Annotated in this window: 16 protein-coding genes and 1 tRNA gene; 13 read left to right on the forward strand and 4 right to left on the reverse strand. The window is 73.7% G+C overall.

Annotation, left to right across the window (positions count from 1 at the left end; all coding sequences use genetic code 11):
- The 12 genes from ACE1OA_RS18920 to ACE1OA_RS18975 all read left to right on the forward strand — a co-directional run bounded on the left by ACE1OA_RS18920 (position 1) and on the right by ACE1OA_RS18975 (position 15,210).
- Complete coding sequence (locus ACE1OA_RS18920) at positions 1-123, forward strand: hypothetical protein (RefSeq protein WP_432753107.1); 123 nt, start codon at positions 1-3, stop codon at positions 121-123.
- A 101-nt stretch (positions 124-224) separates the two neighbouring features.
- Entirely contained in the window at positions 225-875 is a 651-nt protein-coding gene (locus ACE1OA_RS18925) for an ABC transporter permease (protein WP_432753108.1), read from the forward strand.
- Positions 876-1,086: 211 nt separating this feature from the next.
- The gene (locus ACE1OA_RS18930; protein WP_356603667.1) at positions 1,087-1,284 is read left to right on the forward strand and encodes a hypothetical protein; all 198 of its coding nucleotides are present in this window, start codon (positions 1,087-1,089) and stop codon (positions 1,282-1,284) included.
- A gap of 238 nt (positions 1,285-1,522) precedes the next feature.
- Positions 1,523-4,363 carry a type I DNA topoisomerase gene (topA, locus tag ACE1OA_RS18935; RefSeq protein WP_356603669.1) on the forward strand — a complete coding sequence of 947 codons (2,841 nt, stop codon included), beginning with the start codon at positions 1,523-1,525 and terminating at the stop codon, positions 4,361-4,363.
- Between the two features lie 201 nt (positions 4,364-4,564).
- Positions 4,565-7,828 (forward strand): dTMP kinase, encoded by a 3,264-nt coding sequence (gene tmk / locus ACE1OA_RS18940; protein ID WP_432753109.1) that lies wholly within the window; start codon positions 4,565-4,567, stop codon positions 7,826-7,828.
- 174 nt (positions 7,829-8,002) lie between these two features.
- Positions 8,003-9,205 carry a DNA polymerase III subunit delta' gene (locus tag ACE1OA_RS18945; protein WP_384868794.1) on the forward strand — a complete coding sequence of 401 codons (1,203 nt, stop codon included), beginning with the start codon at positions 8,003-8,005 and terminating at the stop codon, positions 9,203-9,205.
- Between the two features lie 100 nt (positions 9,206-9,305).
- Complete coding sequence (locus ACE1OA_RS18950; protein ID WP_356603675.1) at positions 9,306-10,862, forward strand: alpha/beta hydrolase; 1,557 nt, start codon at positions 9,306-9,308, stop codon at positions 10,860-10,862.
- A gap of 94 nt (positions 10,863-10,956) precedes the next feature.
- Positions 10,957-11,030, forward strand: a tRNA-Thr gene (locus ACE1OA_RS18955).
- A gap of 418 nt (positions 11,031-11,448) precedes the next feature.
- Complete coding sequence (locus tag ACE1OA_RS18960; protein WP_356603855.1) at positions 11,449-12,015, forward strand: Uma2 family endonuclease; 567 nt, start codon at positions 11,449-11,451, stop codon at positions 12,013-12,015.
- 611 nt (positions 12,016-12,626) lie between these two features.
- Positions 12,627-13,247 carry a pyridoxamine 5'-phosphate oxidase family protein gene (locus tag ACE1OA_RS18965; protein ID WP_356776360.1) on the forward strand — a complete coding sequence of 207 codons (621 nt, stop codon included), beginning with the start codon at positions 12,627-12,629 and terminating at the stop codon, positions 13,245-13,247.
- 174 nt (positions 13,248-13,421) lie between these two features.
- Positions 13,422-14,762, forward strand: a complete 1,341-nt coding sequence (locus ACE1OA_RS18970) for an MFS transporter (RefSeq protein ID WP_384868790.1) — start codon at positions 13,422-13,424, stop codon at positions 14,760-14,762.
- A gap of 100 nt (positions 14,763-14,862) precedes the next feature.
- Positions 14,863-15,210: a VOC family protein gene (locus tag ACE1OA_RS18975; protein WP_356603683.1), complete on the forward strand. Its 348-nt coding sequence runs from the start codon at positions 14,863-14,865 to the stop codon at positions 15,208-15,210.
- A gap of 23 nt (positions 15,211-15,233) precedes the next feature.
- On the opposite strand, the gene ACE1OA_RS18980 is transcribed toward ACE1OA_RS18975, so the two are convergent.
- The 4 genes from ACE1OA_RS18980 to ACE1OA_RS18995 all read right to left on the reverse strand — a co-directional run bounded on the left by ACE1OA_RS18980 (position 15,234) and on the right by ACE1OA_RS18995 (position 20,054).
- Complete coding sequence (locus ACE1OA_RS18980; RefSeq protein WP_432753110.1) at positions 15,234-16,118, reverse strand: sigma factor; 885 nt, start codon at positions 16,116-16,118, stop codon at positions 15,234-15,236.
- A 245-nt stretch (positions 16,119-16,363) separates the two neighbouring features.
- Positions 16,364-16,756 (reverse strand): DUF6479 family protein, encoded by a 393-nt coding sequence (locus tag ACE1OA_RS18985; protein WP_356603687.1) that lies wholly within the window; start codon positions 16,754-16,756, stop codon positions 16,364-16,366.
- Positions 16,757-16,899: 143 nt separating this feature from the next.
- Positions 16,900-18,606, reverse strand: a complete 1,707-nt coding sequence (locus tag ACE1OA_RS18990) for a bifunctional 3'-5' exonuclease/DNA polymerase (protein ID WP_432753111.1) — start codon at positions 18,604-18,606, stop codon at positions 16,900-16,902.
- Between the two features lie 179 nt (positions 18,607-18,785).
- Complete coding sequence (locus ACE1OA_RS18995; protein ID WP_356603691.1) at positions 18,786-20,054, reverse strand: LuxR C-terminal-related transcriptional regulator; 1,269 nt, start codon at positions 20,052-20,054, stop codon at positions 18,786-18,788.
- A 219-nt stretch (positions 20,055-20,273) separates the two neighbouring features.
- Between ACE1OA_RS18995 and ACE1OA_RS19000 the strand changes: the two genes are divergently transcribed.
- Positions 20,274-21,191: an NADP-dependent oxidoreductase gene (locus ACE1OA_RS19000; protein WP_432753112.1), complete on the forward strand. Its 918-nt coding sequence runs from the start codon at positions 20,274-20,276 to the stop codon at positions 21,189-21,191.
- Positions 21,192-21,210: the final 19 nt, after the last annotated feature.

Below are 21,210 nucleotides of genomic sequence, written 5' to 3' on the forward strand. Positions count from 1 at the left end.
ATGGAGCTGATCGAGCTGGACGAGGCCGCGCTCGGGGCGATCCGGATCGCGATCAGCCCGCTGCGGGACGCGTTCTGCGCCATGCACCTGGTCCTCCCGGCCCGGAACCCGTCCTGGCCGTAACGGCGGTGGGCGGGCCGCGCGCGGGAGGTGCGGCGCGAGGACGACCGGCTCAGGCCGCTGTGGGACCTCTTCGCGGCGGCGGGCCGAAAGGCCACCGACGGATGTTCCGCTTCCGCCGCCGCTCCCTCGCCTTCCGCTTCCGCTCCTGCGTCCGGCTCGCGGTGGTCGGCGGAGTCCTCTTCCACCGGGCCCTGTTCAACTGGACGACGCCGCCGATGTTGATCGGAACACTGCTGGTCGGGCCGTTGATCCAGGTCTTCTTCCTCGTCTTCCTCAGCCGCGAGCCGGGCGTCGCGGACGTCCGGCTCGCGCTGATCGGCAACGCCGTGCCGGCAGCTTCCGCCTCCGGTGTCCACGGCGGCACCATGGCCGTCGCCAACGAGCGCCGCCACGCCACGCTCGGCGCCGTGCTGCTCTCACCGCGTCCCCGGATTCCGCTGCGGGCAGGGCGCGCCGTGCCGTACGCCCTGAACGGCACGCTGGTCAGCGCGTTCGTGCTCACCGTCGCCGCGGTGACGCCGGGTCTGCCCGTGCCGGCGGACGCACCGCCCGGCCTCGCCCCGGTGCTGCTCGTCGCGGCCACCGCCTGCGCCGTGTTCGGTCTCGCGCCGGGCGCGCTCGGTCCGCGTCTGCGGGATGTGTTCCTCGTCTCGAACGCGACCGGTTCGGTGCTGCTCCTACTGACCGGTGCCGCCGTGCCCCGCGACACCCTGCCGGCGTGGATGCGGGCCGCCGGGCTCGACGTGATGTGACGAAAACCCCCCGGAGGCCCCACGGGCGTCCACCGGAGCCTCGGGGGCCGCGTCGCCGAAGCCGTGGGGCAGGTCCACTACCGGCCATATTCGTGAACCCGTGCGGGGAGCGCCCGTGTCGTTCACCCGGAGTTCGCACGCACGACGCCGGGGGGTGTCAGCCTCGGGCCCCAGGGCCGCGCGGGCCCGCCGAGGGGAACGGGGTACGGGCATGGAGAGCGGGCCTGCGATCTTCGCCGGGACGGCGTTCGCGCTGTTCGGGGGAGCGCTGCTGCTGTGGACCGCGGCACGCGTACGACACGGCCGGCCCGTGGCCCACGGCGTCGACGCCCGCGCGGCGGCGACCCTGACGACGATCTTCGGCGCCGCCTTCCTTCTTCTCGGCGTGTGGTGCTTCGGACGGCTCTGACGCGGGACTCCGGCACCCGCCGCGCGCGGCCGCGCCCCGCCGGACCAGCGGTCCGGGCGGCAGGAATGCCAGCACTCGGGTTACCGTTCGAGTGGCCGTTGCGGGCTTTCGCCGTTTGACACGGGGGCGGGTTGTACCGTCACACTCCGCAGCGTCGGCAGCGTCACCGTCCGTGCCGCTGCTGTGCGTGCCAGCGCCGTACGTGCCACCGAGCGTCGATCCGGAGAGAAGAGCGAAGTTGTCCCCGACCAGCGAGACCGCAGAGGGCGGCCGCCGACTCGTGATCGTCGAGTCGCCTGCCAAGGCGAAGACGATCAAGGGCTACCTCGGCCCCGGATACGTCGTCGAGGCGAGCGTCGGGCACATCCGCGACCTGCCCAGCGGTGCCGCCGAGGTGCCGGAGAAGTACACGGGCGAGGTGCGCCGTCTCGGAGTCGACGTCGAACACGACTTCCAGCCCATCTACGTCGTCAACGCCGACAAGAAGGCCCAGGTCAGGAAGCTCAAGGAGCTGCTGGCCGAGTCCGACGAACTCTTCCTCGCCACCGATGAGGACCGCGAGGGCGAGGCCATCGCGTGGCACCTCCAGGAAGTCCTGAAGCCCAAGGTCCCGGTCCACCGGATGGTCTTCCACGAGATCACCAAGGACGCGATCCGCGAGGCCGTCGCCAACCCGCGCGAGCTGAACCAGCGCATGGTCGACGCCCAGGAGACCCGCCGCATCCTCGACCGGCTGTACGGCTACGAGGTCTCGCCGGTCCTGTGGAAGAAGGTCATGCCGCGGCTGTCCGCCGGCCGCGTGCAGTCCGTCGCCACCCGGCTCGTCGTCGAGCGGGAGCGCGAGCGCATCGCCTTCCGCTCCGCCGAGTACTGGGACCTGACCGGCACCTTCTCCACCGGCCGCGCCGGGGACCCGTCCGACCCGTCGTCGCTGGTCGCGCGGCTCGCCACGGTCGACGGCCGGCGTGTCGCCCAGGGTCGTGACTTCGGTGCGGACGGTCAGCTGAAGTCCGCCCAGGTGCTGCACCTGGACGAGGCGAACGCCCGGGCCCTGGCCGCCGCCCTGGCCGAGACCTCCTTCGCCGTCCGCTCGGTCGAGTCGAAGCCGTACCGCCGTTCCCCGTACGCCCCGTTCCGTACGACGACCCTCCAGCAGGAGGCGAGCCGCAAGCTGGGCTTCGGTGCGAAGTCGACCATGCAGGTGGCCCAGAAGCTGTACGAGAACGGCTTCATCACCTACATGCGTACGGACTCGACGACCCTGTCCGACACCGCCGTCGCGGCGGCCCGGGCGCAGGTCACGCAGCTGTACGGCGCCGACTACCTGCCGGAGAAGCCGCGCGTCTACGCCGGCAAGGTCAAGAACGCCCAGGAGGCGCACGAGGCGATCCGCCCCTCGGGTGATCGTTTCCGCACCCCCGCGGAGACCGGTCTGACCGGCGACCAGTTCCGGCTGTACGAGCTGATCTGGAAGCGCACCGTCGCCTCCCAGATGAAGGACGCGACCGGTAACTCGGTCACCGTGAAGATCGGCGGGGTCTCGGCCGACGGCCGCGACGCCGAGTTCTCGGCCTCCGGCAAGACGATCACCTTCCACGGCTTCATGAAGGCGTACGTGGAGGGTGCCGACGACCCGAACGCCGAGCTGGACGACCGCGAGCGCAGGCTCCCGCAGGTCGCCGAGGGCGACGCGCTGTCGGCGCAGGAGATCACGGCGGACGGCCACGCGACGAAGCCGCCGGCCCGCTACACCGAGGCCACGCTCGTCAAGGAGCTGGAAGAGCGCGAGATCGGCCGCCCGTCGACGTACGCGTCGATCATCGGCACGATCCTGGACCGCGGCTACGTCTTCAAGAAGGGGACGGCTCTCGTGCCCTCCTTCCTGAGCTTCGCCGTGGTCAACCTGCTGGAGAAGCACTTCGGCCGGCTCGTCGACTACGACTTCACCGCCAGGATGGAGGACGACCTCGACCGCATCGCGCGGGGCGAGGCCCAGTCCGTCCCGTGGCTGAAGCGCTTCTACTTCGGTGAGGGCGAGGCGAGCGGCGGCGCCGGCGGCGCGGCCGACGCGGGCAACGGCGACGGCGACCACCTGGGCGGCCTGAAGGAGCTGGTCACGGACCTCGGCGCGATCGACGCGCGCGAGATCTCCTCCTTCCCCGTCGGCAACGGCATCGTGCTGCGGGTCGGCCGCTACGGCCCGTACGTCGAGCGCGGGGAGAAGGACTCCGAGGGGCACCAGCGCGCGGACGTCCCCGACGACCTCGCCCCGGACGAGCTGACCGTCGAGCACGCGGAGGAGCTGCTGGCCAAGCCCAGCGGTGACTTCGAGCTGGGCGCCGACCCGGTGACCGGGAACCAGATCGTGGCCAAGGACGGCCGCTACGGCCCCTACGTCACCGAGATCCTGCCCGAGGGCACGCCGAAGACGGGCAAGAACGCGGTGAAGCCGCGGACGGCCTCGCTCTTCAAGTCCATGGCGCTCGACACGGTGACGCTGGACGAGGCGCTGAAGCTGATGTCGCTGCCGCGGGTGGTTGGCGCGGACGCCGAGGGCGTCGAGATCACCGCGCAGAACGGCCGCTACGGCCCGTACCTGAAGAAGGGCACGGACTCGCGGTCGCTGACGGACGAGGAGCAGCTCTTCACGATCACGCTGGAGGAGGCGCTCGCGATCTACGCGCAGCCCAAGCAGCGTGGCCGGGCGGCCGCCAAGCCGCCGCTGAAGGAGCTGGGCGTCGACCCGGTCAGCGAGAAGCCGGTCGTGGTCAAGGACGGCCGCTTCGGTCCGTACGTGACCGACGGCGAGACCAACGCGACCCTGCGGACCGCCGACAGCGTGGAGACGATCACGCCGGAGCGCGGCTTCGAGCTGCTGGCGGAGAAGCGGGCCAAGGGGCCGGCCAAGAAGACGGCGAAGAAGGCACCGGCCAAGAAGACGGCCGCGAAGAAGACCGTCGCCAAGAAGACCACGGCCAAGAAGACGGCCGCGAAGAAGACGACGGCGAAGGCCACGGCGACCAAGACGGCGGCGAAGAAGACCGCCGCCGCGAAGTCGACGGCGGCCGAGGCGGAGTAAGAGCTCTCGGGACAACGTGAGCGAGGGGCGGGAGCGCGAGCTCCCGCCCCTTTCGCGTCGGCGTCGCCCCCGGGGACCGGTGCGGCCGGTTGCGGGGGTCCTGCGTCCCTCGTGTGGACGGGCGGTGCCCGCCCCGGACTGGGGCGACGTTTGTTCGGGTGGAGGCCACGGGGAGTAAAGGGGTCCGGATAGGGTGGACGGATGACGCGAGCAGAGCAGACGGACTCCGGCGCCGAACTTGTCGCAGATTCCAGGGAGCGTGCCGTGCGAGCGCTCCTGCGCCATCAGCCGCTCCGGCGATTGTGGAGTGCGCAGTTCGTCGGGGGGACGGGCGACGCCCTCGCCCTGCTGGTCCTGGTCCTGCTCGGCCTTCAGGCCGCGGTCACCGAAGGCTCCTTCGGGGGCGGCTACCAGGGCGCGGCGCTCGCCGTTGCCGCCGTCGTCGGCGCGCGGCTGCTGGCCGCCGTGCTCTTCGGGGCCGTACTCCTCGGTCCGCTCACCGCGCTGACCGGTCCCGGCGGCGTGCTCGACCGGCGCTGGACCATGATCGGGGCGGACGTCCTGCGGGTCGCGCTGCTCGTCGTGGCACCGCTGTGGATCGACTGGACCCCCGACAAGGCGCTGTGGTTCGTGCTCGGCACCGTGTTCGTCACCGGCGCGGCCGAGCGGCTGTGGACCGTGGCGCGCGAGGGTGCGGCGCCCGCGCTGCTGCCCGCCCCGCCGCTGGAGGGCGCCGCCGTCCGGCCCCTGCCGGACCACCTGGACGCGCTGCGCCGGCTGTCCCAGCGCACCGGCTTCCTCGCCGTCCCGGCCGCGGCGGCCGTGCTGATCGTCGCCACTCTGCTCGGCGACCTGCTCGGCACCGGCATCGAGTGGTTCTCGCTGCACCAGGCCGCCCTCGGCTCGTACGTCGCCGCCGGCCTGTTCGCCGCGTCCGTCTCCGTCCTCTACTTCATGGAGCTGCCCGGCGGTCAGACGCCGAGGCCGCGCTCGCCGCTGGAGGGCCTGCGCCGCCCCCGTACGGACAAGGGCAAGGAGAACGGCCGGACCGGAACCGTCCCGCTGCTCGTCCTCGCCTGCGCGATCGTCGCCGGAGCCGTCACCGCCGCGGCCGCCGTATCGGTCCTGCACGCCTACGACCTCGGCGGCGGCCCCGTCACCTACGCGCTGCTGATCCTCGCGCTGAGCGGATCCACCGCCGTCGGCATCCGTACGGCCGGCTCCGTGCTCACCGTCCTGTCCCGCCGCCGCCTCCTCGCCCTGGCGATCGCCCTCGCGGGCGTCGCCCTGCTGGCGATGGGCCTGGTGCCGGACACGGCGACCGTGCTGTTCCTCGCCGTCCTCGCCGGATACGCGAGCGGGGTGGCCGCCAACACCGGCCACACCCTCGTCGACCAGGAGACCGAGGAGGCCCGGCGCCCCCGGGTCACCGAGCACCTCCAGGCCGTCGTCCGGGTCGGCATGGCCATCGGTGCCCTCGGTGCGCCGCTGCTCGCCGCCGCGATCGGCCGGCACCGCCTCGGCTCCGGCAGCTTCGTCTTCGCCCACGGCGGCGCCGCCTTCACCCTGATGCTGGTCGGCGCGCTGCTCCTGCCGGTCGCCGTGGTCGTCCTGGCCAAGACCGACGACCGGTCCGGCGTACCGCTGCGCCGTGACCTGCGCGACGCGCTCCGCGGCGCCGACCCGGTCCAGGCCCCGGCGCCGACCGGCTTCTTCATCGCCCTGGAGGGCGGCGACGGCGCCGGCAAGTCCACCCAGGCCCAGGCCCTCGCCGACTGGATCCGGGCCAAGGGCCACGAGGTCGTCGTCACCCGCGAGCCGGGCGCCACCCCGATCGGCAAGCGACTGCGCTCGATCCTGCTCGACGTCTCCAGCGCCGGCCTGTCCAACCGCGCCGAGGCGCTGCTGTACGCCGCCGACCGCGCCGAGCACGTCGACTCCCTGGTCAAGCCCGCCCTGGAGCGGGGCGCGATCGTCATCTCCGACCGCTACATCGACTCGTCCGTGGCGTACCAGGGCGCCGGGCGCGACCTGTCGCCGACCGAGATCGCCCGCATCAACCGCTGGGCGACGGGCGGGCTCGTCCCGCACCTGACCGTGCTCCTCGACGTCTCCCCGGAGACCGCGCGGGAACGGTTCACCGAGGCGCCCGACCGGCTGGAGTCCGAGCCGCCGGAGTTCCACGCCCGGGTGCGGGCCGGATTCCTCGCCCTCGCCGCCGGCGACCCCGGCCGCTACCTGGTCGTCGACGCCGGCCAGGATCCTGAGGCCGTGACCACCGTCGTACGCCACCGGCTCGACCGGATGCTGCCGCTGTCCGAGGCCGAGGTGAAGGCTCAGGAGGAGGCCCGGCGCAAGGCCGAGGAGGACGCCCGCCGCCGCGCCGAGGAGGAGGCCGCCCGCAAGGCGGAGGAGGAGCGGCTGGAGCGCGAGCGCCAGGCCCAGCTCGCCAAGCTCCGCGCGGAGGAGGAGGAGCGCAAGCGCCGCGAGGAGGAAGAGGCGCGGCAGCGCGAGGCCGAGCGGCAGGCCGAGGAGGCCCGCCGGCGCGCCGAGGAGGCCCGGGTGGCCGCCGAGGAGGAGCGCAAGCGGCGCGAGGCCGAGGAGAAGGCCCGCCGCGAGGAGGAGGAACGCCGCCGCAAGCAGGCCGAGGAAGAGGCCCGGCTGCGCGCGGAGGCGGAGGAGCGCCGCCGCGAGAAGCAGCGCAAGGCCGAGGAGGCCCTGCTCCGTGCCGAGGAGGCACGGCGCCTGGCCGAGGCCGCGGCGGCGAAGGCCGCCGAGGAGGCGGCGCGCAAGGCCGCGGCGGAAGCGGCGGAGAAGGCGGCCGCCGAGGCTGCGGCTGCTGAGGCGGCTGCCGCCGCGAAGTCCGCGGAGGACGCCAGGGCGGCGGAGGCCGCCCGCGCCGCCGAGAAGGTACGGGCCGCCGAGGCCGAGAGGGCCGCCGAGAAGGCCCGGGCCGCGGAGGCGGAGAAGGCCGCGAAGGCGGCGGAGGCCGCCCGCGCGCGGAAGGCCGAGGAGGACGCCCGCGCCACCGCCCAGGTGTCCGCGAACGAGGTCACCGTCCCGACGCCGGTCGTGAAGCCCGACGACGTGACGCAGACCGTGCCGACCGTCTCGGCGAACGAGATCACCGTCCCCACCCCGATCGTGCAGCCCCAGGCACGGCCCGAGGAGGAGACCACGGTGATGCCCCCGGTCCGGGACGCGGCGGACACGGCGGTGCTCCCGCCCGTCCGGGACACCGACCCCGCCCACCGGGTGCCGCCGGGCTTCTTCCGCGACGAGGCGGCCGGGGCCGACGGGGCCAACGACCGCACGCGCGAGCTGCCCCAGCTCGACGAGCAGGGACGGCCGCGGCGCCGCTCCGACTGGGCGGAGGAGACCCCGCTCGACGACCTGCCGACCCTGGCGGACGAGCTGCTCGGCCCGCACGACGACGAGGACGACGGCCGCCGCCGGCGTCGCTGACCGTCCGCCGGTGACGGGCGCGAGCCCCGTCACCGGCGTTCCGCGGCTCGGAGGGATGGCGGGTGTTCGCCGTCCTGCTCCGGCCGGCGCCCCCTCCTCGCCTCCGGCCCGCCGATCCGAGACCCGCTGTCGGCGGGGTGCCCCACAATGGAGGGCGTACCTGAGGAGGGGCACATGGCCGTATGGGACGACCTGGTCGGACAGGCGAAGGTCGAGGAGCAGCTCGCCGCCGCCGCGCGCGACGCCGACACGCTCGTGACCGCCCAGGCCGCCGGCGACCCCGGCCCCGACGCGTCCAAGATGACCCATGCCTGGCTGTTCACCGGCCCCCCGGGGTCGGGCCGGGCGACGGCGGCGCGCGCCTTCGCCGCCGCCCTGCAGTGCGTGAGCCCCGACCGGGCCCTCGGCGGGGCCCCGGGCTGCGGCTTCTGCGACGGCTGCCACACCGCCCTGATCGGAACCCACGCCGACGTCGAGGTCGTGCGCACGGACCTGCTCTCCATCGGTGTGAAGGAGACCCGCGACCTGGTCCGCCGGGCCCAGCTCTCGCCGGCCAACGGCCGCTGGCAGGTGATCGTCCTGGAGGACGCCGACCGGCTCACCGAAGGCGCCGGCAACGTCCTCCTGAAGGCGGTCGAGGAGCCCGCACCGCGTACGGTCTGGCTGCTCTGCGCACCCTCCCTGGAGGACGTGCTGCCCACGATCCGCTCCCGCTGCCGCCACCTGACGCTGCGGACACCCCCGGTGGACGCGGTCGCCGACGTGCTCGTACGCCGCGACGGCATCGAGCCGGCCGTCGCCCAGGCCGCGGCCCGCGCCACCCAGGGGCACATCGACCGGGCCCGCCGGCTGGCCACCGACGAGCGGGCCCGTGCCCGCCGGGCCACCGTCCTCAAGCTGCCGCTGCGGGTCGAGGACATCGGCGGCTGCCTCAAGGCCGCCCAGGAACTGGTGGACGCGGCGGGCGAGGACGCCAAGCAGGTGGCCGAGGAGGTCGACGTCAAGGAGACCGATGAGCTGAGGGCCGCCCTCGGCGGCGGCCAGGGCGGTCGGATGCCGCGGGGCACGGCGGGGGCCATGAAGGAGCTGGAGGAGCGGCAGAAACGCCGCAAGACGCGGACCCAGCGCGACAGCCTGGACCTGGCGCTCACCGACCTGACCGGCTTCTACCGTGACGTGCTGGCCCTGCAGCTGGGGGCCCGGACGCCGCTGGCCAACGAGGACGTACGGGACGCCGTCGAGCGGATCGCCCGGGACACCGGCCCGGACCGGACCCTGCGCCGGATCGAGGCGGTGCTCGCCTGCCGCGAGGCCCTCGACCGCAACGTCGCCCCGCTGCTGGCGGTGGAGGCGATGACCATGGCCCTGCGGGGCTGAGATGGCGCGCGCGCTGCTCCGCCGGGTCCGAGGCGGGGCCGGGCGCGGCCCCGGACCGGCGATTGGACACGCTCCGCACCCGTACGGATACGCTCCGGGAATGGACTCCAGGCGCTTGCTCCGTACGTCCGCCACGGCCCTCGCGGCGGCCGGGCTGATCCTCTCCGGTTGCACGGGCGGAAACGACGCCGCCGCGGGGCCGTCGTCCGCGAGGACCTCCGCGTCGGCGACCGCCTCCCCGGCGTCCGCGGCCGCCCTGAAGGGCTTCTACGCGCAGAAGCTCGCCTGGCGCGACTGCGGTGTCCCCGGCTTCCAGTGCGCCACGCTCCGCGCGCCGCTCGACTACGCCGCGCCGGAGGCGGGGGAGATCAAGCTGGCGGTGTCCCGGATCAAGGCCACCGGCCCCGGGAAGCGGCTCGGCTCGCTCCTGGTCAACCCGGGCGGGCCCGGCGGCTCGGCCGTCGGCTACCTCCAGGGCTACGCGGGCATCGGCTACCCCGCTCCCGTCCGCGCCCGCTACGACATGGTCGCCGTCGACCCGCGCGGCGTGGCCCGCAGCGAGCCCGTCGAGTGCCTGACCGGACCGCAGATGGACGCGTACACCCAGGTCGACCAGACGCCGGACGACAGCGCCGAGACGGCCGCGCTCGCCGCCTCCTTCAAGGGGTTCGCGGCCGGCTGCGCGAAGCGGTCGTCGAAGATCCTCCCCCATGTCTCCACCGTGGACACGGCCCGGGACATGGACCTGCTGCGGGAGGTGCTGGGCGACCGGAAGCTGAGCTACGTCGGCGCCTCCTACGGCACCTTCCTCGGCGCCACCTACGCCGAGCTGTTCCCCGACCGGGTCGGCCGGCTCGTGCTCGACGGGGCGATGGACCCGTCCCTGCCCGCGGTCGACCTCAACCGCGACCAGACGGCCGGCTTCGAGACCGCCTTCCGGTCCTTCGCCGCGGACTGCGTCAAGAAGACGGACTGCCCGCTGGGCACCGGGTCCGTCGACGAGGCCACCACGAACCTGCGGGACTTCTTCCGCCAGGTCGACGCGCAGCCGCTGCCGACCGGCGAGAGCCGCGAACTGACCGAGTCGCTGGCCACCACCGGGGTGATCGCCGCGATGTACGACGAGGCGGCCTGGCCGCAGCTGCGCGAGGCGCTGAACCAGGCGATGGGCGGCGAGGGCTCCGGACTGCTCGCCCTGGCGGACAGCTACTACGAGCGCGAGGCCAACGGCACGTACGCGAACCTGATGGCCGCCAACGCGGCCGTCAACTGTCTGGACCTGCCGCCGGCCTTCACCGGGCCCGCCGACGCGGAGAAGGCGGTGCCGTCCTTCGAGAAGGCGTCCCCGGTCTTCGGCGAGGGCCTGGCCTGGGCCGCCCTGAACTGCACCTACTGGCCCACCCCCGCGACCGGCCGCCCGCACCGCATCACCGCCGAGGGCGCGGCCCCGATCGTCGTGGTCGGCACCACCCGCGACCCGGCGACCCCGTACAAGTGGGCCGAGTCGCTCGCCTCCCAGCTCTCCTCCGGCGCGCTGCTGACCTACGAGGGCGACGGCCACACCGCGTACGGCCGAGGCAGCGACTGCATCGACACCGCGATCAACACCTACCTCCTGGAGGGCACGGTCCCGCAGAAGGGAAAGCGCTGCTCGTGAGGGTGGCGAGGCCCACGCGAGGGGTGGTCGGAGCACCCTCGGAAACTGTGTAGACTTGGCGACGCTGCTGCGCCCAGTATGGACCGCACAGCATGCCGCCTTAGCTCAGTTGGCCAGAGCAACGCACTCGTAATGCGTAGGTCTCGGGTTCGAATCCCGAAGGCGGCTCGGATCAGCCCCAGGACTCACTCGCCGTGACCTGGGGCTTTTTCATGCCCTTTATCGGAGCGGACATTGCGGCAGCGGGGTCCGAAATCTCGTACGTGAGCCTGCGCGAGCGAAGGGGCTGTCAGCTCGTGGACCACGGTTCTCGCCCGCCGGTCGTCTCCGGTCAGCGGCCCGTCGCGACAAAGCGGAGGTAGCGGCGCAGGCCGAATGCACGACGGAGCTGGCGGGGGTGATGCGTTGATCGGACGCCGTCTCCATCCCTTCCACGGCAGACGGACGACCGCCGTCTGTCGTCTCGTGCTGGACGGCCGAAGCACGCATGGCTGCTGTTCTGGCGCCCAGCGTGCTGGGGGAGCTGAGACAGTACGCTGAGCTCAGCGGGATCGGGCCCGCCCGCATGGTGTCCGGGAGGTGCGTCATGACTGCCGAGATGGCAGCCCCTGCGTGGATGCACGAGCAGATCACCGCGGAGCAGTACGACTCCTGGTCCCAGGAGCAGTGTGCGGGGATCGAGATCGTGGACGGGATGGTCGTGGTGAGTCCCAGTGCGTCCAAGCGCCACAACCGGCTTGCTCGGATCCTGGCGAATGCCTTGGAGGCGGCTGCGGGGCCTGACTGGAACGCCGATACCGACTTCGATGTCCGTCTCCAGGACGTCCCGCTCACGAATCGGCGCCCGGATGTCGTTGTGTACCGCGCGGAGACGATCGACATCACGCCCACCCGTCCTGAGCACGTGCTCCTGGTCGTGGAGGTTGTCTCACCGGGATCGGAGACCACCGACCGGATCGTGAAGACGGACCAGTACGCCAAGTCCGGTATCGCCTTCTACTGGAGGGTCGAGCAGGCCGCCACCGGCGTCCCTCTCGTGTACACCTACGTCCTCGACCCTGCTGCCAGGGTCTACCGGGACGGGGAAGTGTTCACCGGCGTCGTCAAGGTTTCGGCGCCCTTCGCGATGGAGGTCGACCTCGGCGGGATCTGACCTCCTTCTGAGGGTGAGCCGGTTTGTGTGAGTGCTGCGTACGCGGACCAGGTGGCAATGGGGGTGACCCGGCGTCAGGGTGATCAAGGTCGGAATGGCTCTGACTTGGGGAAACGGGATTCTGCGGCATCGTCCGACACCACCCGAGATGATCTTGCGGGCCCTCGTCATGCCCCAGGAGATCCCGCGAAGGCGGCCGGAGCCATCGTCGATGTCACCGAGACCGCCGAGCCCCCGCTGCGCCTCCAGTTGGGCGAGGACGCGGTGGAGCGCGTCGAGGCGAAGCTGGAGCTGGTACGACGTGAACTCGACGCATGGCGGCACGTGGCGCTCTCCACCGCCCTCTGAGTCCCGAGGCGACGGGGATGGCCCGCCTCTGGTGGCCCGCGCTCCCGCGTCTCCGTGCGGTGCCTCCCGGTCCCGACTGGTGGGCGGCCGTGGCGGGGGGCGGAGGGAACGTCGTAGAACACGGGGAGCGGGAAACACCCGGGGGAGAGGACAGTATGGGCACAGCCGCCGAGCAGATACAGGGTGACGCGTCGGAGCAGGCGCGGGGCGGGCAGGAGGAGGCCGGGGGGCTGGAGGTGACCGGGCGGACGCGGTTGCGCCGGATGCGGCACAAGGGGAGCCATCGCCGGGAGGACCTCGACGCGGTGCTGGCCGCCGGGTTCCTCTGTCATCTCGGGGTCGTCGTCGACGGCACGCCGATGGTCGTGCCCACCGTCTACGGCACCGACGGCGACCGGATCTACCTGCACGGATCGGTCGCCAGCCGGAGCCTCGTCCAGGCCCCCGACGCCGCCGTCTGCGTCACCGTGACGCACGTCGACGCCCTCGTGCTCGCCCGCTCCGTCTTCGAGCACGGCGTCAACTACCGGTGCGCGATGATCTACGGCGTACCGCGCCTGGTCACCGACCCCGAGGAGAAGCTGCGGGGTCTGCGGGCCCTCACCGAGCAGTCCGCGCCCGGGCAGTGGGACTACGCCCGGCAGCCGAGCCGGAAGGAGCTCGCCGCGACCGCCCTCGTCGCGCTCGACCTCACCGAGGCCTCCGTGAAGACCAGCGACGGCCCGCCGGACGACGGTGACAGCCCGGACGCCGAACTCGGCCTGTGGGCCGGGGTCCTGCCGTTGGTCACCACGATCGGGGCGCCCCTGGCCGACCCGGTCCTGCCGGCCGGCATCGCGCCGCCGGCCCATGTGGCGGAGCGGGCCGGCCGGATCCTCGGCTAGTGACCTGAGTCAGAGATTCGCCGCCTACTGCCGACGAATCTCTGACTCAGGTCACTAGCTCCTGTCCGGGCGATCCTCTCGGGCCGGCAGCCGTCCAGGATGTAGTGGCGCTTAAGCGTCGCTGTAGAACTCTTCGCTTGTGGTGACGTGTCGGGGTGGGGCAGGTTCGCGGGTATGCGATCCGACTCACCCTGGCGCGTCCCCGACTTCCGCACGCTCTTCTCCGCGGCCGTCCTCAGTCAGCTCGGTACCAATGTCGGATACGTCGCCGTCCCCCTGATCGCCGTCGAGGCGCTCGACGCCGGCCCCGGCGAGGTCGGGGTACTGGCCACGCTGTCCACCCTGGCCTTCCTGCTCATCGGGCTACCCGCCGGGGCCTGGGTGGACCGGATGCGGCAGCGGCGGGTGCTGATCGCGGCGGACGCCGCACGCGGACTCCTCTTCGCCTCCGTGCCGTTGGCCTGGTGGTGCGGGGTGCTGACGCTCGGCCAGCTGTACGCCGTCGTGCTGCTCGGCGGGTGTGCCACGGTCTTCGCCGACGTCACCGCACAGAGCGTGCTGCCCCGGCTGGTCGCCCGTGACGGGCTCGTCCAGGCCAACGCGGCCATGGTCGGCATGATGGCCGCCGGAAACGTCGCCGGCCGCGGCGCCGGCGGCGGGCTCGTCCAGCTGTTCACCGCTCCGGTGGCGGTCGTGTGGGTGGCGGTCGGTCACCTCGCCTCCGCCGTACGGCTGTTGTGGCTGCGCGAGGGGGACGCGCCGCCGGCCCGCCCGCCGGTAGGGGAGCCGCTGCGAAGCCGGATCGCCGCCGGCGTCCGGCACGTCCTCGGGAACGCCGAACTACGGGCCCTCGCGCTCTCGGCCTCCCTCACCAATCTCGGCTCGCAGGTCCTCAACACGATGATGCCGGTGCTGTTCGTCCGCGAACTCGGCCTCTCCGCAGGCGTTCTGGGCATCTACTGGGCGGCCGGCGGCGTCGGGCTGCTCGTCGGCGCGCGCTGCGCCCGGGCGGTGGCGGCCCGCCTGGGCCATGGACGCACCCTCGGCCTGGTCGGCCTCCTGCTGGCCCCCGCCGGGCTGCTCGTGGCCCTGGTCGGACACGGCCCCTGGCTGTGGATCGCGGGCGCCGGCTGGCTGTTGGCGATGTTCAAGACCGGCATGGACAACGTGCTCGGCGTCAGCCTGCGCCAGCGGATGACCCCGGACCCCCTGCTCGGCCGCATGAACGCGACCTTCCGGTTCCTGCTCACCGGCGCCCTCGCGATCGGCGCCGCGGCCTCGGGTCTCCTCGGCGAACTCGTCGGCGTGCGACCCACGCTGTGGGTGGGCGGCGCGCTCCTGGCCACGGCCTTCCTGCCGGTGTTCCTGTCACCGGTACGGACCCGGCGCGAGCTGCCCGAGGAGCGGACGGAAACACCGAGGGAGGGGTCCGCGCCGCAGCGGGGCCCGGGGGCGCCGGACGAGGAGGTCCCCGCGGGCGCGCGGCGGCCCGGCGGGGCGGTACGGGAGGGCTGACCGCGGCGAGGGAGAGGTCGCGTCCCGCTTGTCACCCGCCGTGCGCCGCGGATCATGGAGAGGGACGGCATCCCCCGCCCACCTCCCCGAGGAGGACCCCGTGACCACCACCGGAGCCCAGACGATCCTCTACCCCGTGAAGGACCTGGAGAAGGCGAAAGCCCTGTTCACCGCCCTGCTCGGCGTCGAGCCCGAGATCGACGAGCCGTACTACGTCGGGTACGTGGTGGCCGGGCAGCACATCGGCCTCGACCCGAACGGCCACGCCAAGGGACTGACCGGACCGACCCCGTACTGGCACGTCGACGACATCGAGGGAACGTGCCGGGCGCTGCTCGCCGCGGGTGGGGAGACCGTCCAGGAGATCCAGGAGGTCGGGGGCGGCCGGCGCATCGCCTCCGTCCGGGACGCCGACGGCAGCCTGCTCGGCCTGCTCCAGGACCCCTGACCCGCCGCCCTTGCCGTGGGTCTTCACTCGTCGAGGAGCTCCAGCTCCAGGCGGTGGAGCCGGCCCGGGTCCGCCAGGACGTCGATCGAGGTGATCCGGTCGTCGAGCACGGTGAAGCCGAAGACGACCCTCGTCTCCCCGCCCGGTGCCCAGACCAGGCCGGCCGCTCCGTCCACCGTTGCGATCCGCGCCGCGCGTGCCACGCGTCCGGAGAAGGTCTTCGCCACGTCGTCCGCCCCGTGCGCACCCGTCGCCCCGGTACGGACCGCCTCGGCGTCCGCCCGCAGCACCACGTCCGGGTCCAGGAGCGCGCGCAGGACGTCGACGTCGCCGCTCCGCGCGGCGGCCAGGAACGCCGTGACGACCTCCCGCTGACGCGGGAGGTCCGGTTCTGGCATCTCCTCCGTCCCCTGGACGCGCCGCCGCACCCGGACGGCGAGCTGCCGGGCGGCTGCCGGGGTCCGTTCCACGATCGGGGCGATCTCCTCGAAGGGGACGGAGAACAGGTCGTGCAGCACGAACGCCAGCCGTTCGGCCGGTGTGACCGTGTCCAGGACGACCAGCAGCGCGCGTTCGGCGGAGTCGGCGAGCAGCGCCCGCTCGTCGGGATCGCCCGCCGCGTCGGGCGGGTGCGGGGCCTCGTCGTCGCCCGCGTCCCACGGGCCTGCGCGAGGTGTCTCGCGGGCCCGCAGCAGGTCCAGGCACACGCGGGCGACGACCGCGGTCGGCCGGGCGTCCGGCGGTTCGGTCGCCTCGGTCGCCTCGGTCTCGGAGCGGCTCAGCCGCAGCCGGGTCTCCCGGAGGGCGTCGTCGGCCTCGTCGAACGAACCCAGCAGCCGGTAGGCGAGCGCCCGCAGCCGCGGTCGGTGTCGCTCGAAGAGCTCGGCCGGGAGTGTGTGAGCGTCCACCGGAAACGACCTCCGTGGAGCGTGGACCGCCGTCGCCGCCCGACGGCGGGCGATTAGGGGCCGCGGCTGCCCGGATGTCCCGTGCGGAGGGGCCGACGGGACGGGGAGGCGGCTGCGGCGAGGGGGTGTGTACCGGGGACCGCACGGGTCGGCAGCCCGGTGCGGTCGGTGTCGGGGGCCGGTGTGCGGGTGCCGGACGGTGTGTCCGGCGCCCCGCACGCCGTCAGGTGCGGCGCGCCCGGCGTTCAGTCGCCGTGGCCCGTTCCTCCGCTGCCGAAGCCTCCGCTGGAGATCCCGCCCCACTTCCGCTTCTCCTCGGTCGGCGGTTCGGGGGAGGTCTCGCTGCCCGACTTGTTGAGCTCGTACGGCATGAGCCGGTGTTCCCCGTCGGTCTGCGGCATCTCCGCTGGTCGGCGGTACTCGGACATCTCACCGGGGAGAGCGTCGGTCTCCGGGCGGTGAGGCTGTTCCTCCGGCTTCGGTGTCGGGGATTCCTTGTCCCGGACACGCATGCCCAGGTAGAACCCGCCGATCAGTACGGCGACGATGATCAGACCGCCGAGGACCTGGGCCAGGCCTGTCTGCCAGACGCCGGCCAGTGTCGCGCCCCCTGCGGACTCCGCGAGAAAAGCGTTCATAATTCATGATTACCCCGTTTCGGGATGTTATGGATGTTCCGGCTTCCGAACTTGCCGGAAACGCCCGCACGCGCCCCGGCCGCGGCACGGAGGTGGGCACCGGTGACCCGGTGTGACCGTGGCCGAGGCGGGGCCGCAGCGCCCTACTTCGCGTCCGAGTAGCGCTCCACGGTCGCCGTCGTGAACGGAAAGCGGACCGGTGTGGGGCCGAAGGCGATCCGCGCGGCCTCGTCACCGGCCGCGCGGATGGCCTCCGTGACCGCCTCCGCCTCGTCTCCCGGGCAGTGCACGATCACCTCGTCGTGCTGGAAGAAGACCAGCTCGCCACGCATTCCGGCGAGGGACCGGCGGAGCGCGGCCAGCATCAGGAGGGCCCAGTCCGCCGCGCTGCCCTGGACCACGAAGTTCCGGGTGAACCGGCCGCGGGCGCGGGCGTCGGTGGAGGCGTACCCGGGCGTGAACTCGCCCTCGGCGTCGCCCCGTCGTCCGGCTCCCGCGCCGGCGTCCTCCTGCGGGATGCCCGCCTCCTCCGCCTCGCCCGCGCCGGCCGCGCGCGGACTGGTCCGGCCGAGCCAGGTACGGACGAGCCGGCCGTCCTCGCCCGCCTTGGCCGCGTCGTCGACGTAGGCCACGGCACGGGGGAAGCGGCGGCGCAGCGCGGCCAGGTTCTTCAGGCCGTCGCCGCTGGTCTGACCGTAGATCGCGCCGAGCAGGGCGAGCTTGGCGTGCTCGCGGTCGCCGGAGAACGCCCGGTCGGACAGCCGGGTGTACAGGTCGTCGGGGTGCCCGGCGACCTCCATCAGCCCGGGGTCGCGGGAGATCGCGGCCAGTACCCGGGGTTCCATCTGGTCGGCGTCGGCGACGACGAGCCGCCAGCCCTCGTCCGCGACCACGGCCTGCCGTATCACCTTGGGGATCTGCAGGGCGCCGCCGCCGTTGGTGGTCCATCGTCCGCTGACCGTGCCCCCGGGCAGGTACTCGGGGCGGAAGCGGCCGTCGTGCACCCAGTCCTGGAGCCAGGACCAGCCGTGGGCCGTCCAGATCCGGTACAGCTTCTTGTAGGCGATCAGCGGCGCGACGGCGGGATGGTCGATCTCCTCCAGCTCCCAGCGGCGGGTGGACCGTACGCGGATCCCGGCCCGCGCGAAGGCCTTGACCACGTCGGCGGGCAGGTCGGGGCGGACCCGGTGGCCGAAGGCGGCGGACACCTCGTCGGCGAGTTCGGCGAGTCTGCGGGGCTCCCCGCCGCCCGCGTAGCGCTCGCCCAGCAGCCCGCGCAGCACCTCGCGGTGCACGTCCGCCCGCCAGGGCAGACCGGCCCGGTTCATCTCGGCGGCCACCAGCATGCCCGCGGACTCGGCCGCGGTGAGCAGCCGCATCCTGCCCGGGTGTTCGGTGCCGTCGTGGCGGCGCTGCTGCTCGGCGTAGACCTCCAGGAGGCCCTCGAAGGGGATCCCGGTGGCCGGCGCGGGTTCGAAGAGCGAGTCCTGCGATCCGGGGGCGGCGGTGCGCTGGGGCGGATCGGGGGGTACCGGAGCGTTGCGCAGGCGCGCGAGGGCGGCGGCGGCCGACCGCGGCTCCCCGAGGCGCCCCTCGTGACCCAGGAGGAGCTGCTCGGCGTCCTCGATGTCGTAGCACCGCTCGACGCGTACCCCGGCGGCGAGCAGCCGGGGATAGACCTCGGCGGTCGAGCGCCATACCCAGCGGGCGACGTCGGGCCGGGAGCGGACGGCCGTCACGAGATCGGGCGCGCGCAGGACCGGTCCGGCGGGCAGCCCGTCGGGGCCGAGCGGGACGAGCAGCGCTCCGTCCCCCTCCGCCTCGGTGGCCAGCGCCCACCTCTCGCTCATGGGTGCGAGTCTGGCACCCGCCACTGACAGCGTCCTGCCGCGCCACGGCGGACGGGGGCGCGGGGCCCGCGGGCTCCGGCGCGCCGCGGCGGGCGTTCGGTGGCCGGGCGAGCAGCCGGGCGGCCGGGAGCCGGGCGCGGCCGAGTCGGTGCGGCCCGGACGTGCCCCAGCGCCAGGCCCTACGCCGCCGCGTGGAAGAGGGCCGCCGCCTCGCCGCGGGAGCCGACGCCCAGCTTCGTCAGGATGTTGGCGACGTGGAACTTCACCGTGGACTCGCTGATGTGCAGCTCCTGGGCGATCTGCCGGTTGCGGTGGCCCAGCGCCAGATGGGTCAGTACCTCCACCTCCCGCTCGCCGAGCCCGGTCAGCGGATGGTCCGCGGGCGTGACCGGGGTGTCCGGAGTGGCCAGGGGGATCACCGCCGTGAGGGTCGTGCCCCAGCCGGCGACCGCGTCCGTCTCCAGGCGCCCGCCGAGGACTTCCAGACGGTCGGTGATGCTGCCCGCCCCCAGCGGGCAGGCGTCGAGCATGCCCGCGCCGTCGTCCCGTACCGTGGCCCGCAGCTCGTGCTCGGTCAGCTGCCAGCCCACGTGGACCCGCGTCACCGTGTCCTGTTCCAGGACGATCAGCAGCAGCGCCCGCAGGATCGCCCGCGCGCCGTGCGCCACGTCCGCCGCCAGGGAACGCGCGGTGTCCGGGGGGCCGAGCTCCAGCCGGACCGGGCTGTGCCGCAGCATCGGCCGCAGACCGTCCGCGAGGCGCTCGAAGGCCTCGCGGGCCGGCTCCTCGGCCACCGAACGGTCCCGCGTCGACTCCGCCCGCATCTCGACCAGCGCGGAGACGGCCAGTTCGGTGGCGGTCGCCCGGGCCGTCGCATCGTCCAGGGCCCGGCTCCGCAGGACCCCCAACACCCCCGACAGCGAAGCGGCGTGAGAGGTGGTCAACTCGGCGGTCACCCGCGCCCGGGTGTCCGCGGCGGCCCGGGAGCGGGCCAGTGCCCCTGGCACGGCCTCCACTGCGAAGCGGTCGAAGTGGCTGGTCACGAGGTCCCACAGGGCCTGCGCGACCGCCAACTCGGGTTCGCCCGCGGGGGCGGCGCCCTCGTCGCGCACGAGGACCAGGACCGAGCCCCGCGGGGTGGCGTCGCTGGTCACGGCGACCACCGGGAGCTCGGTGCCGCCGGCCGTCACCGTGCCCTGCCAGGGGCGCCCGGGCGTCCCGGAGGCGAGCAGCGGGGTCAGGTCGGCGGCGGTGACGAGCATGCTCGCGTCGGCCGACTTGAACGGCGAGTGGGCGCAGTGCGTGGAGAGTTCGGCGGCGGAACGGTGCGGGATCAGCGGCGCGAGGACGGCCGAGACCCGGGGCAGGACCTGCCCCAGCGGACGGCGCAGGACGTCGTACGCGGCGGCCAGGGCGTGGGCCGTGGCGCCGGTGGCGGTCAGTTCCATGCAGTCGAGCGTACTGAGCGGGGCCCTGTCCGCGGCCGTCCTTTCGGACAGGGAGGACTGGCCGTTCGGCGGGCCGGACAGCCGGGCCGGCGAGGCCAGGCTGGGGGCACGCCGACGGACCGCAGTGAGCGGGACGGAGGCGGACCGAGGGCCGCACGGGAGCGGCCCGAAGCGGATCCCGGCGCCGAGAGGACGAAGCGCCGGACGAAGGGGGTCGAGATGGAAGCGATCGTGTACGAGGAGTTCGGCGGCGCGGACGTGCTGCGCCACGAGACCGGGGTCGCCGTGCCCGAGCCGGGCCCCGGCGAGGTGCGGGTCGCGGTCGCCGCGGCCGGGGTCAACCCGGTGGACCACAAGCGCCGTCGCGGCTGGGTCGAGCAGTTCTACCCGACCACCTTCCCGGCCGTTCCCGGTCTGGAGTTCGCCGGCACGGTGGACGCGCTCGGCGAGGGGGTGACGGGGGTCGCCGTCGGCGACGAGGTGCTCGGCTGGACGAAGACCGGCGCCTACGCGCAGTACGCCCTGGCCGATCTCTTCGTGCCCAAGCCGGCCGGACTGTCCTGGGAGCAGGCCGCGAGCCTGCCGGTGGCCGGTGAGACCGCGCAGCGGGTGCTGGACCTGCTGGGCGTGCGGGAGGGCGAGACCCTGCTCCTGCACGGGGCCGCGGGCGCCGTCGGCTCGATGGCCGTCCAGCTCGCGGTCGCGTCGGGGGTGACCGTGATCGGCACCGCGTCCGAGCGGAACCACGCCCACCTCAGGTCGCTGGGCGCGGTCCCGGTGACGTACGGGGAGGGTCTGGCGGACCGGGTCCGCGCGGCGGCCCCGCAGGGTGTCGACGCGGTCTTCGACGCCGCCGGCCACGACACGCTGCCCGTCTCGATCGAGCTGATGGGCGGCGAGAAGGAACGGATCGTCACGATCGCCGCGGTGGACGCGGCGGAGCACGGCATCGTCTTCTCGGGCCTGTCCGCGGCCCCCGACGTGGTCCGCGCGGGCCTGACCGCCCAGGCCGGGCTGGCCGTGGCGGGGAGCCTGCGGGTCACCGTGGCCGAGTCCTTCCCGCTGAAGGAGGCGGCCCGGGCCCAGGAGCTGAGCGAGTCGGGCCACGTGCGCGGCAAGCTCGTCCTGCGCCCCTGAGGGGCCTGGAGCCCCGGCG

Origin of the sequence: Streptomyces sp. JL2001 (assembly GCF_050917515.1) — a bacterium.
Classification (GTDB): Bacteria; Actinomycetota; Actinomycetes; order Streptomycetales; family Streptomycetaceae; genus Streptomyces.